At 59.2% G+C, this 14009-nt stretch carries 9 protein-coding genes; all 9 read left to right on the top strand.

The window, feature by feature from the left end; all coding sequences use genetic code 11:
- Nucleotides 1-697 precede the first annotated feature (697 nt).
- The 9 genes from ACA063_RS04540 (at nt 698) to ACA063_RS04500 (ending at nt 14007) form a co-directional block, all read left to right on the top strand.
- Nucleotides 698-2014, top strand: coding sequence for a nucleotide sugar dehydrogenase (locus tag ACA063_RS04540; protein ID WP_162437324.1), 1317 nt, complete (start codon nt 698-700; stop codon nt 2012-2014).
- A 132-nt stretch (nt 2015-2146) separates the two neighbouring features.
- Nucleotides 2147-3628, top strand: coding sequence for a mannuronan synthase (alg8, locus tag ACA063_RS04535; protein WP_497664930.1), 1482 nt, complete (start codon nt 2147-2149; stop codon nt 3626-3628).
- A gap of 37 nt (nt 3629-3665) precedes the next feature.
- Complete coding sequence (locus ACA063_RS04530; RefSeq protein ID WP_497664929.1) at nt 3666-4835, top strand: PilZ domain-containing protein; 1170 nt, start codon at nt 3666-3668, stop codon at nt 4833-4835.
- A gap of 9 nt (nt 4836-4844) precedes the next feature.
- Nucleotides 4845-6347 (top strand): alginate biosynthesis TPR repeat lipoprotein AlgK, encoded by a 1503-nt coding sequence (algK, locus tag ACA063_RS04525; protein ID WP_497664928.1) that lies wholly within the window; start codon nt 4845-4847, stop codon nt 6345-6347.
- Nucleotides 6348-6523: 176 nt separating this feature from the next.
- Nucleotides 6524-8005: an alginate export family protein gene (locus tag ACA063_RS04520; protein WP_497664927.1), complete on the top strand. Its 1482-nt coding sequence runs from the start codon at nt 6524-6526 to the stop codon at nt 8003-8005.
- 26 nt (nt 8006-8031) lie between these two features.
- A complete protein-coding gene (gene algG / locus ACA063_RS04515) occupies nt 8032-9606 on the top strand; it encodes a mannuronan 5-epimerase AlgG (protein WP_497664926.1) in 1575 nt (524 codons plus the stop codon).
- Nucleotides 9607-9616: 10 nt separating this feature from the next.
- Nucleotides 9617-11065: an alginate O-acetyltransferase gene (locus tag ACA063_RS04510; protein WP_497664925.1), complete on the top strand. Its 1449-nt coding sequence runs from the start codon at nt 9617-9619 to the stop codon at nt 11063-11065.
- A gap of 8 nt (nt 11066-11073) precedes the next feature.
- Nucleotides 11074-12195: a mannuronate-specific alginate lyase gene (locus ACA063_RS04505; RefSeq protein ID WP_497664924.1), complete on the top strand. Its 1122-nt coding sequence runs from the start codon at nt 11074-11076 to the stop codon at nt 12193-12195.
- Nucleotides 12196-12441: 246 nt separating this feature from the next.
- Entirely contained in the window at nt 12442-14007 is a 1566-nt protein-coding gene (locus ACA063_RS04500; protein ID WP_497664923.1) for an MBOAT family O-acyltransferase, read from the top strand.
- Nucleotides 14008-14009: the final 2 nt, after the last annotated feature.

Here is a 14009-nt window from a genome sequence, read left to right as displayed (position 1 = left end):
TTTCACTCGACTTCGGTGATTTTTTTCAGTAGTGGCACTGAAAATTTTTATCAGTAGTGGCACAAAACTATCCCCGCCTAGTATTCGCCTATATATAAAGGGCGAAACCGCACGTGCTATCAATATGAGAGCAGTGCCATCTTTCTCAATATTTCAAGAAATTTCAGATTTCACGATGGGCGGACCGGAACTATGTCCAAATGCGTCGCTCATACCACCGGTAACGATTATCCGTGAGGTTGTACGAGATAACTTACGCAGATAAGAGATTCAGATAGCGAAGTTGTCACATTAACTAGCGCTGATTAATCCCTCATTTGGACAACATCTGAAGGAAAGGAGATACGCAGCACTCATATCCCCTAAAAGGCCAAGGCTGCGCCCTTATAAACGTGCTCGCCAGAGCACCCAACCGCTTGATCTACGGGCTTATCGCCCGCCATTGAGCGCGCACGACCTTTGCACAAGCGGTCCTCCGATTCGAGGATCAGCTGCATAACAGGGCACTTCATAATAATAAAGCCTGGTTGCGCACATCTTGAGTGCACTTATTTAGTCACTCGGAACTTATATGCCTGCACGCGGCACTGCGGCGCTAATTCGCTGCACTTCCGAGTGCACTAACGCTGAACACCATTAATACCGGCCATCTAATGGCCTGGTTAATACCGGCTTGAAAATAGAAGAGGTAATTGCGATGCGCATCAGCATATTTGGTTTGGGTTACGTTGGCGCAGTCTGTGCCGGTTGCCTGTCTGCTCGGGGCCATGACGTCGTTGGCGTCGATGTAGCCAAAGACAAGATCGATATGATCAACGCCGGTAAATCGCCGATCGTTGAACCGGGTCTGGGCGAACTTCTGCAGAAGGGTATCGAGACCGGCAAACTGCGCGGCACGACCAACTTCGCAGAAGCCATCCGCGACACTGACCTGTCGATGATCTGCGTCGGTACGCCGAGCAAGAAAAACGGCGACCTGGAACTGAACTACATCGAAGCCGTGTGCCGCGAGATCGGTTTTGTCCTGCGTGACAAGACCACCCGCCACACCATCGTGGTTCGCAGCACCGTTCTGCCGGGCACTGTCGCAAACGTTGTCATCCCGATCCTCGAAGACTGCTCCGGCAAGAAAGCAGGCGTCGACTTCGGCGTTGCAGTGAACCCTGAGTTCCTGCGTGAAAGCACTGCGATCGCCGACTACGACCAACCGCCAATGACCGTCATCGGCGAGTTCGACAAAGCTTCGGGTGACGTTCTGCAATCGCTGTACGAAGAACTCGACGCACCGATCATCCGCAAGGACATCGCCGTTGCCGAGATGATCAAGTACACCTGCAACGTGTGGCACGCCACCAAAGTGACCTTCGCCAACGAGATCGGCAACATCGCCAAGGCTGTCGGCGTCGATGGTCGTGAAGTGATGGAAGTGGTCTGCCAGGACAAGACACTGAACCTGTCCCAGTACTACATGCGTCCAGGTTTCGCCTTCGGCGGTTCGTGCCTGCCAAAGGACGTTCGCGCCCTGACCTTCCGTGCCGGTTCCCTGGACGTCGATGCGCCGCTGCTGAACTCGCTGATGCGCAGCAACGTGTCGCAAGTGCAGAACGCATTCGACATCGTTTCCAGCCACGACAAACGCAAAGTCGCCCTGCTGGGCCTGAGCTTCAAGGCCGGTACCGATGACCTGCGCGAAAGCCCGCTGGTGGACCTGGCCGAAATGCTGATCGGCAAAGGCTACGACCTGAGCATCTACGACAGCAACGTCGAGTACGCCCGTGTTCACGGTGCGAACAAGGATTACATCGAGTCGAAAATCCCCCACGTCTCGTCCTTGCTCAACTCGGACTTCGACGACGTGATCAACAACTCCGACGTGATCATCCTCGGCAACCGTGACGAGAAATTCCGCGCCCTGGCGCAGAACGCCCCGCACGGCAAGCAAGTGATCGACCTGGTCGGCTTCATGTCCCAAGCCACCAGCGTCGCCGGTCGCACCGAAGGCATCTGCTGGTAACACGGAATCCCGCCTCCGTTAAAACCTGTGGGAGCACGGCTTGCCGGCGATGACGGTTTTGAAATCGCCATCGCCAGCAAGCTGTGCTCCTACACGGGCAAGGAGCTTGCAACTGACTTTAGGATTCCGATTATGCACAGGCTAAAGCACGGCCTACTTCAGGCCGCCGGTTGGCTGTTTTACCTCAGTATTTTGATGGGCATCGCCATGGCGTTGCCTGTGTCCACCTTCGACTCCGAATCGAAAGACTTCATCTTTCTGATCGGCATCGTCGGTATCTGGCGTTACTCGATGGGTGCCACGCACTTCCTGCGCGGCATGCTGTTCTTGTACGTGGTCTACCCGCACCTGCGACGCAAAGTACGCAAGCTGGGCAAAGCGGCAGACCCGTCCCACGTGTTCCTGATGGTCACCAGTTTCCGTATCGACGCGCTGACCACCGCGCAGGTCTACGCCTCGGTGATCCGCGAAGCGATCGACTGCGGTCTGCCGACCACGATGGTCTGCTCCATCGTGGAAATGTCCGATGAGAAGCTGGTGAAGAGCCTCTGGACGCGGATGAATCCGCCGGACCGGGTCAAGCTCGACTTCGTGCGCATTCCCGGCACCGGTAAACGCGACGGCCTGGCCTACGGTTTCCGCGCCATCTCCCGCCACCTGCCGGACGACCGCGCCGTGGTTGCAGTGATCGATGGCGACACCGTGCTCGGCGAAGGCACCGTGCGCAAGACCGTGCCGTGGTTCCAGCTGTTCGGCAACGTCGGCGGCCTGACCACCAACGAGTTCTGCGAAGTGCGCGGCGGCTACATCATGAGCGAATGGCACAAACTGCGTTTCGCCCAGCGCCACATCAACATGTGCTCGATGGCCTTGTCCAAACGCGTGCTGACCATGACCGGCCGGATGTCGGTGTTCCGTGCCACCGTGGTGACCAACCCGGAATTCATTGCCGACGTGGAAAGCGACTCGCTGCAGCACTGGCGCCTGGGCCGCTTCAAGTTCCTCACCGGTGACGACAAGTCGAGCTGGTTCAGCCTGATGCGCCTGGGCTACGACACCTTCTACGTGCCCGACGCCGCGATCAACACCGTGGAACACCCGCCGGAAAAAAGCTTCATCAAGGCCAGCCGCAAACTGATGTTCCGCTGGTACGGCAACAACCTGCGCCAGAACTCCCGCGCCCTGGGCCTGGGGATGAAACGCCTCGGTCTGTTCACCTCGGTGGTGCTGTTCGACCAGCGCGTGTCGATGTGGACTTCGCTGCTCGGCCTGACCGTCGCGATCATCGCCAGCTTCAAATACGGCACCGCGTTCATCCTCGCTTACCTGCTGTGGATCGGCATTACCCGCCTGATTCTGACCCTGCTGCTGTCCTGCTCCGGTCACAAGATCGGCCCGGCTTACCCGGCGATTCTCTATTACAACCAGATCGTCGGCGCGCTGGTGAAGATCTACGTGTTCTTCCGCCTCGATCAACAGTCCTGGACTCGCCAACCCACTTCTCTGACCCGTGATCTCGCCAGCTTTCAACGTTGGTTCAACACCTGGTCGTCTCGGACCATGACCTTCTCCGCCGGCAGCATTTTTGTCGCCGTGCTGCTGATGATGGTCTGACCGCCCCCTTATTGAATTAACCAGGAAATCGCCCCTTATGAATACCGCCGTCAACGCCAACGTAGTGCACGAATCTGAAGCCCAGCGCCAACACGCCCGAGTGAAAATCCCGGCCAAGCTGCGCTTCTTCGGTCCTGACCGGACCCCGGTTGAAGCTCGAGTGATCGACCTTTCCGCTGGCGGCCTGGCCTTCAACGCCGGTCAGCTGCCGCTGAAAATCGGCGATGTGCACAAGGCTCGCCTGCAGTTCGTCATCGATAACCTCGGCCTGGCCATGGACGTGGAGTTGCAGGTTCGCTCCTATGACCGCCAGACCGGTCGCGCCGGTTGCCAGTTCCAGAACCTGGAACAGCAGGACATCTCGACCTTGCGTCACCTGATCACCTCGCACCTGGCCGGCGACATCGTCAGCATGGGTGAAGTGCTGGCGACCCTGCAGCGCGACAACTTCACCAAGGCGCGCAAGGTCAAGGACGGCGGCCACGGCATGACCCCGTTCGGTCGTCTGCGTGCAGTGACCTTCAGCCTGGCGATTTTCCTCGTCGGCCTGGCGGCGTTCGGTTTCATCTTCAAGTCGGTGTACGGCATGTACTTCGTCAGCCACGCCCAGGCCGGTCTGGTCAGCGTGCCGGGCATGAACATCACCATGCCGCGTGACGGCACCGTGCAAAGCCTGATCAAGGCTGACGGCGTTGCTGCCAAAGGCGCACCGCTGGCGACGTTCAGCACCAGCATGCTCGACGTGCTCAAAGGTCATCTGGACGAAGACCAGCTGCAACCGGCCAAGGTTGAAGAGCTGTTCGGCAAGCAAATGACCGGCACCCTGACCTCGCCGTGCGATTGCACCGTGGCGCAGCAACTGGTTGCAGACGGTCAGTACGCCAGCAAGGGCGATGTGATTTTCAATCTGGTGCCGCGTAACAGCGAAGCCAACGTCGAAGCTCGCTTCTCCTATCGCCAGTTCGGCGACGTTCGTCCAGGCACCAACGTCAGCTTCCAGATTGCCGGCGAGGACAAGACCCGCACCGGCAAGATCGTCAGCAGCACCAGCCTGAAAAGCGCTGATCTGTCTTCCGACATCCGCGTGCTGATCCAGCCTGACGAACCTCTGGACAGCAAGTTCGCCGGTCGCCCGGTTGAAGTGAACAGCGACCGCGGCCCGAACCTGAACTGGCTGATCGACAAAGCCATGGCTGCTGGTCTGTAACCGGAGGACATGCCTGTGACCCTTTTCCTCAAAACACCGCAATCCCTGTGGGAGCGAGCCTGCTCGCGATGGGATCTGCGCGGTTTGTCTGATGTACCGAGTTGCGGGAATCGCCAGCAGGCTGGCTCCCACAGGAGTGCAATGTGTGCCTTGGCATTGGCGGTGAGTCTCGCCGGTTGCGCCGGCCTGCCCGACCAGCGCCTGGCCAATGAAGCTCTCAAGCGCGGCGACACCGCGCTGGCTCAGCAGAACTATAAGCAACTGGCCGACCTCGGCTACAGCGAAGCCCAGGTGGGTCTCGCCGATATCCAGGTCGACAGCCGTGACCCGGCGCAGATCCGGCAGGCCGAGGCGACTTACCGCGCCGCCGCCGATGTCTCGCCGCGAGCCCAAGCTCGCCTGGGTCGCTTGCTGGTCGCCAAACCGGGTTCGACCGAAGCCGAACAGCACGAAGCAGAAGGCCTGTTGAAAAAGGCCTCGGCCAATGGCGAAGGCAATACGCTGATCCCTCTGGCCATGCTGTACCTGCAATACCCTCACAGTTTCCCGAACATCAACGCCCAGCAGCAAATCAGCCAATGGCGCGCCGAAGGCAAGCCTGAAGCGGGTCTCGCCCAAGTGCTGCTGTATCGCACCCAAGGCACTTACGACCAGCACCTGGACGAAGTCGCAACCATCTGCAAAGCCGCGTTGAACACCACCGACATCTGCTACGTCGAGCTGGCCACGGTTTATCAGAAACAAGCCAAGCCCGAGCTGCAAGCCGAGCTGATCAAGCAGATGCAAGCGGCCCACGCGCGCGGCACCGTTTCCGCTCAGCGCGTGGACAGCGTCGCTCGCGTACTCGGCGATCCGACCCTGGGCACCACCGACGAGAAAACCGCGCAGTCGCTGCTCGAAGGCATCGCCCCTGGCTACCCTGCGTCGTGGGTCAGCCTTGCACAACTGCTCTACGACTTTCCCGAACTCGGTGATGTCGACACGATGATGAAGTACCTGGACAACGGCCGCGCCGCCGATCAGCCGCGCGCCGAGTTGTTGCTGGGCAAGCTCTACTACGAAGGCAAAATGGTCCCGGCGGACGCCAAGGCTGCTGAAGAACACTTCCAGAAAGCCGTTGGCCGCGAAGTCGCCGCCGATTACTACCTCGGCCAGATCTATCGCCGTGGCTACCTGGGCAAGGTCTATTCGCAAAAAGCGCTGGACCACTTGCTGACCGCTGCGCGCAACGGCCAGAACAGCGCCGACTTCGCCATTGCCCAGCTGTTTTCCCAAGGTAAAGGCACCAAGCCCAACCCGCTCAACGCGTATGTCTTCAGCCAGCTCGCCAAGGCTCAAGACACCCCGCAAGCCACCGAGCTTGCGCAAACACTCGAAGCCCAACTGCCGCCTGCCCAGCTCGCCGAGGCCCAACGCCTGTTGAAACAAGAACAGGCCGTTCGTGGTGCCTTGAGCCAGAACACGCTGGATCTGCATGCCCTGCAAGAAGAAGACGGCGAGGAATCCCTATGAAGTTGAATCCCATGTTCAAACCAGAGATCGCCGCGCACCCTGTAGCAGCTGCCGAAGGCTGCGTTCGATCGCGCAGCGGTCGCCCTATGGTCGTCCCGAATCTTTCCGAAAGAACGCTGACCCTGATTTTACGACTGCTGCGCAGCCGGACGCAGGCTTCGCCAGCTGCTACAAAAATGTTCTCGCTTTCGAAGTTGGGGATGGGCTTGAGTTTCGCGCTGGTCTGGTCGTGCCCGACCCTCGCGGCCCTGACTGAAAGCCAGAACTACGGCCTTGATGTGAAGGTCACCGCCCAATCCGAAGACGATACCGACCTGGGTACGCAAAAAGGCGGCGACGTCAATGGCGTCGGCCTCGACCTGCGCCCTTGGGTGTATGGCGAAAGCGGCGCGTGGAGTGCTTATGCGATGGGTCAGGCGGTGACTTCCACCGACATCATCGAGACCGACACGCTGCAGCAGTCCGACAGCGACGGCACCCAGACCACCGACAACGGTGATCGCAAGACCAAGAAAAACTACCTGGCGATGCGTGAATTCTGGGTCGGCTACAGCGGCCTCACGCCTTACCCTGGCGAGATGCTGAAGCTCGGCCGCCAGCGCCTGCGCAACGACGACGGCCAATGGCGCGACACCAACATCGAAGCCTTGAACTGGACGTTCGACACCACCCTGCTGCGCGCCAACGCCGGTGTCGCCGAACGCTTCAGCGAATACCGCACCGACCTCAAGGAGCTGGCGCCAAAAGACAAGGATCGCCTGCATGCCTACGCCGATGCGGCGTACCAGTGGACTCCGGGAAACTGGGTCGGCATTCGCGGTCATCACACCCACGATGACGGCAAGCTCGACTACGCGGAACCCGGCGTAGCGCCCGATTCCCTGGACAAGCAACAGAACGGCGACCTCAGCTGGATCGGCCTCACCGCCGACAGCGATGCCTATAACTGGCGCAACACCAACACCGTCAACTACTGGGGCAGCGTCACCGGCATGAGCGGCGACCGCAACAAGGTCAACCCGCTGAACGCCGACGGCACCGCGCCTGCGCAAGCCAAGACCAGTGGCAACGTGGATGGCTGGGCCACCGACCTGGGCGTGCGTCTGCGCCTCGATCCGCAATGGCAAGTCGGCGCAGCCTATGCCCGCGCCAGCGCCGATTACGAACAGAACGGCCTGGAAAGCAACCGTTCGAACTACACCGGTACCCGCTCGCGTGTGCACCGTTTCGGCGAGGCTTTCCGTGGCGAAATGAACAACATGCAGAGCGCTTCCCTGTTTGGTTCGTGGATGCTCAACGACGAATACGACGCCAGCGTGATCTACCACAAATTCTGGCGCGTCGACGGCAACAAGCCCGTCGGCAGCAACGGCATCAACGCCGTGCAGAACAACACCGACGACGTGACCGGGGCCATCCTCTCCAGCACGTCCCTGCCGCTGGAAGACGGCAGCAAGGACCTCGGCCAGGAAATGGACGTGGTGGTCACCAAGTACTTCAAGCAAGGCTTGCTGCCTGCTTCGCTGAGCCAGTCGATCGATGAGCCTTCCGCTCTGGTGCGTTTGCGTGGCGGTGTCTTCAAGCCAGGCGATGCCTACGGCAAAGGCGTTGACTCGTACATGCACCGCGCATTCATCGACGTGATCTGGCGCTTCTGATGCGAACCGCGAAGGGAGTGCCCGACATGAATAATCCGAAGCGAGGTTCGATCACCTTGCTGGCCGGCGCGATGCTGCTGGCAAGCTCGGCTGCCTTCGCCAACGTGGAACCGGCGACCAAGCCTGTGACCATCGGCAAAGAGCTGCAACAGGCCAAGACCTACACGGTCACCAGCGCGCCGACCGCGCCGCTGGAGCTTGCAAAGCCAACACTGCCTGACACCTCCGGCTACACCGCCGAAGCCATCGCCGCAAAAATCGTGCGCACCAAAGCCGGCAAAATCAGTGTGCGCCGGATGATGCAGGAAGACGCCCTGAAAGACTTCATTGGCGGCGACAACAAGATGGCCGAGTGGGTGGTGCGTCAGCACGGTATCCCGCAGGCGATCTTTATCGACGACGGCTACATGAACCTCAAGGACCTGGCGAAGAAAGTACCCAAGCAGTACTTCAGCGAAACCTCGCCGGGGGTTTACCTGGCGAAGTTGCCGATCGTGGTCGGGAACAAGGGCATCCTGGAAATCGACAAACAGACCCAGGAATTGCGCCTGTCCCAAGAGGCCGGCTCGTTCCTGGTCAACGACGGCCAGTTGTTTGTGCGCGATACCAAAATCACCGGCTGGCGCGAGAAGGACAACGGTCCGTCGACGTTCAAGTCACCGAAGGAATTCCGTCCGTTCCTGCTGTCCTGGGGCGGCACCGAGACCTACATCGCCAACAGCAAGATCGCCAGTTTCGGCTACGCCAACAGTAAGTCCTACGGCGTGAGTATTTCCCAATACACGCCGAACATGGCCAAGGTGCTCAAGCGTCCCGAGCCGACCGGCTGGATCGTCGGCTCCGAGTTCTCGGACATGTGGTACGGCTTCTACTGCTACGAAACCACCGGCTTCGTGGTCAAGGGCAACACCTACAAAGACAACATCGTCTACGGCATCGACCCGCACGACCGTTCACACGGTCTGATCATTGCGGACAACACGGTGTACGGCACGAAGAAGAAGCACGGGATCATTATTTCCCGTGAGGTCAACGACAGCTTCATCTTCAATAACCGCAGCTTCGACAACAAATTGTCGGGCCTGGTGATCGACCGTAACAGCGTCAACAACCTGGTGGCCTACAACGAGATCTACAAGAACCACACCGACGGCATCACTCTCTACGAGAGTGCCGACAACCTGATCTATGGCAACAAGGTCATCAGCAACCGTCGTCACGGCATCCGTATTCGTAACAGCGTGAACATTCGCCTTTACGAAAACCTGTCACTGGCCAACGGCCTGACCGGCGTCTACGGCCACATCAAGGACCTGACCGACACCGACCGGGACATCAAGCTCGACCCGTTCGACGCCCAGGTGTCGCTGATTATCGTCGGCGGTGAACTGGCCGGTAACGGCAGCGGACCGCTGTCCATCGACTCGCCGCTGAGCGTCGAGTTGTATCGCGTGTCCATGCTCGCCCCGACCAAATCCAGCGGCATCAGCTTCAACGGCATTCTCGGTGAGCGCCAGAATGAAATTCTCGACCTGCTGGTGCGCCAGCAGAAAGCCGTGCTGATCGACCCTGTCGAACGCCAGACCGAAATGCAGGACTGAGGATAATTTTATGCACCCACACTTGATCAAATTACTCAGCCTGTCAGGCCTGACTCTCGGGATTCTCGCGGCCAGCAATGGCGTCCGTGCCGATGAGGTCAAAGCGCCGGCATTCACCGCTGATCCGTGCTGCAACCTGTGCCCGGAAGCGCACGACGCGAAGAACTACACCACGCGCTATCAGCAGAACTTCACCACACTGGTGCAGGCTCAGGGCGACTGGCTGTTCCGTACGCAGGAAGACTTGCGCACCGAATTCGACACCACGCCGGCCGGCTACAAACGCATGAAAGAACTGCACGATGCGTTCAAGAGCAAAGGCGTGGAACTGGTGGTGGTTTACCAGCCGACCCGTGGTCTGGTGAACCGCAACAAGCTCAATCCGGAAGAAAAAGCCAAGTTCGATTTCGACAAGGCGCTGAAGAACTACAAGACCATGCTCGGGCGTTTCGCGCAGATGGGTTACGTGGTGCCGGACCTGTCGCCGCTGACCAACGAATCGCTGCCGGACACCCTGCCCGCCCACGATTTCTACTTCCGCGGCGACCAGCACTGGACACCGTATGGCGCCCAGCGCACGGCGAAAATCGTGGCTGAAAAGGTCAAGCAGATTCCGGCCTACGCCGACATTCCGAAACGCGAATTCGAGACCCACAGGTCGGGTCGCATGGGCAAGACCGGAACATTACACAATATGGCCGGTCAACTCTGCGGCACCAGTTACGCAATCCAGTACATGGATCAATTCACCACAGAACCCAAAGGCGAAGCCGCCGATGGCGATCTGTTCAGTGACTCCGGCAATCCGGAGATCACCCTGGTCGGTACCAGTCACAGTGGCAAGAACTACAACTTCGCCGGTTTCCTCGAAGAGGCCATCGGCGCCGACATCCTCAACGTGGCGTTCCCCGGCGGTGGCCTGGAAGGTTCGATGCTGCAGTACCTGGGCAGCGAAGAGTTCCAGACCAAGCCACCGAAGATTCTGATCTGGGAATTCTCGCCGCTCTATCGCCTCGACCAGGAAACCATCTACCGCCAGATGATGGCGCTGCTGGACAACGGTTGCGAAGGTAAGGATGCACAGATGACCGGCAGTACCACGTTGAAACCGGGCAAGAACGAATTGATGGTCAACAGCAAGAACCTGAACCTGCAAAACAGCAGTCACCAGGTAGACATCCGCTTCGCCGATCCCTCGGTGAAAACCCTGCAAGCCACCCTCTGGTACATGAACGGTCGCCACGAGGACATCAAAATCGACAAACCGGAAACTTCCGACACCGACGGGCGTTTTGCCTTCGAGTTGCGCACGGACGAAGACTGGGCCTCGCAGAATCTGCTGGCCGTCGAAGTCCAGGGCCCTGAAGCAGGTGCCGCGCCACAGAAGGTCGAAGCGAAAATCTGCAAACGCAACGTATTCCCGAGTGCTGAGCAACGTACCGCTCAGGTCGGGCAATGAGGTCTGCCATGCGAAACCGAACGTTGAAAAATTTACTCGCGCCATCGCTGCTGACACTGGCGATGTTCGCCGGCGCCACCCAGGCTGCCGCGCCGTTGCGCCCGCCACAGGGTTACTTCGCGCCGATTGAAAAAGTCAAAACCGGCGACAGCAGCAAAGGCTGTGATGCGATGCCGACGCCGTACACCGGTTCGCTGCAATTTCGCAGCAAGTACGAAGGTTCCGACAAGGCCCGTTCGACCCTGAACGAGCAGTCGGAAAAAGCCTTTCGCGACACCACCGCCGACATCACCAAGATGGAGCGCGGCACCAGCAAGCGTGTCATGCAGTTCATGCGTGACGGTCGCCCGGAACAGCTGGAATGCACGCTCAACTGGCTGACGGCCTGGGCCAAGTCCGATGCGTTGATGTCCAAGGACTTCAACCACACTGGCAAGTCCATGCGCAAATGGGCGCTGGGCAGCATGGCGTCTTCGTACATCCGCCTGAAGTTCTCCGACTCGCACCCGTTGGCGAACCATCAGCAAGAGTCGCAGTTGATCGAAGCCTGGTTCAGCAAGATGGCGGATCAGGTGGTCAGCGATTGGGACAACCTGCCGCTGGAAAAAACCAACAACCACTCGTACTGGGCCGCCTGGTCGGTGATGGCAACGTCCGTCGCCACCAACCGCCGTGACCTGTTCGACTGGGCCGTCAAGGAATACAAGGTCGGCGTCAATCAGGTCGACCCCGACGGCTACCTGCCCAACGAACTCAAGCGCCAGCAACGCGCCCTCGCCTACCACAACTACGCCCTGCCACCGCTGGCAATGATCGCCAGCTTTGCCCAGGTCAACGGTGTGGATCTGCGTCAGGAAAACAACGGCGCGTTGAAACGTCTGGGTGATCGAGTGCTCGCCGGGGTTAAAGACCCGGACGAATTCGAAGAGAAGAACGGCAAGGAACAGGACATGACCGACCTCAAGGTCGACTCGAAATTTGCCTGGCTGGAACCGTTCTGCACGCTCTACACCTGCTCGCCGGATGTGCTTGAGAAAAAGCACGAGATGCAGCCGTTCAAGACCTTCCGCCTCGGGGGTGACCTGACCAAGGTCTACGACCCGGCCAATGAAAAAGGCAAGGGTTCTTAAGGCTGACTGTATTCCCCTGTGGCGAGGGAGCTTGCTCCCGCTCGGCTGCGAAGCAGTCGTAACCCGGTGAACGCGGATTGAATGAGACACCGCGTCATCTGGTTTGAGGGTTGCTTCGCACCCCAGCGGGAGCAAGCTCCCTCGCCACAGGTAAGTACGCAGCATGCAATACATCCTCCAGATTTCTGTGGGGGGTTTGGGGGGGCCGTTGGCCCTTGACTGTTGGTTAAACATGGAGAGATCGGGATGGTATTTTCATCCAACGTGTTCCTGTTTCTGTTCTTGCCGATCTTTCTCGGCATGTACTACCTGAGCGGAATACGCTATCGCAACCTGCTGCTTCTGATCGCCAGTTATGTGTTCTATGCCTGGTGGCGCGTGGACTTTCTGGCTCTGTTCGCGGCGGTTACGCTGTGGAATTACTGGATCGGCCTCAAAGTCGGCGCCGCCGGCGTGCGGACCAAACCGGCCCAGCGCTGGCTGCTGCTCGGCGTGGCTGTCGACCTGTGCATTCTCGGCTACTTCAAGTACGCCAACTTCGGCGTCGACAGCATCAATGCAATGATGACGTCGGTCGGCCTGTCGCCGTTCATCCTGACCCACGTGCTGTTGCCGATCGGTATCTCGTTCTACATTTTCGAGTCCATCAGCTACATCATCGACGTCTACCGTGGTGATACCCCGGCGACCCGCAACCTGATCGACTTCGCGGCGTTCGTGGCGATTTTCCCGCACCTGATCGCCGGCCCGGTATTGCGCTTTCGCGACCTGGCCGATCAGTTCAATAACCGTACTCATACCCTCGACAAATTCTCCGAGGGCTGCACGCGGTTCATGCAGGGTTTCATCAAGAAGGTCTTCATCGCCGACACCCTCGCCGTCGTCGCCGATCACTGCTTCGCCTTGCAGAACCCGACCACGGGTGATGCCTGGCTCGGCGCCCTCGCCTACACCGCGCAACTGTATTTCGACTTCTCCGGCTACAGCGACATGGCCATCGGCCTGGGCTTGATGATGGGTTTCCGCTTCATGGAAAACTTCAAGCAGCCGTACATCAGCCAGTCGATTACCGAGTTCTGGCGTCGCTGGCACATCAGCCTGTCCACCTGGCTGCGCGACTACCTGTACATCACCCTGGGCGGTAACCGCAAAGGCACGTTGATGACCTATCGCAACCTGTTCCTGACCATGCTGCTCGGTGGTCTGTGGCACGGCGCGAACATCACTTACATCGTGTGGGGTGCATGGCACGGTATGTGGCTGGCGATCGAAAAAGCGCTCGGCCTGAACACTTCGCCGCGCAGCATCAATCCGATCCGTTGGGCGCTGACGTTCCTGCTGGTGGTCATGGGCTGGGTGATCTTCCGTTCGGAAAACCTGCACGTCGCCGGTCGCATGTATGGCGCGATGTTCAGCTTCGGCGAATGGTCGCTGTCGGAACTCAACCAGGCCAGCCTCACCGGCCTGCAAGTGGCGACGCTGATTGTGGCGTACGCAACCCTGGCGTTCTTCGGCATCCGCGATTTCTACAGCAACCTGCCGCCTGAGAAGACTAAGCCGGTGGTGAACGTCGAAGCCGACGGCCCTGCCACGGCAACACCGGGAATGATCAAAGCCGTACCGGGCGATAACCCGGCCAGCATCCACGAACCGGGCTACACCGTTGGCGTTGAAGCCACCGTGCAACCGGCTTACTGGACCGCTGACTGGTCGCGCTACGTGATGCGAACGCTGGTACTGCTGCTGTTCATCGCCTCGATTTTCAAACTTTCGGCGCAAAGCTTCTCGCCGTTCCTTTACTTCCAGTTCTGAGG

This window comes from Pseudomonas sp. LBUM1643 (assembly GCF_059716215.1).
This window is presented reverse-complemented; position numbering and strand designations above follow the sequence as displayed.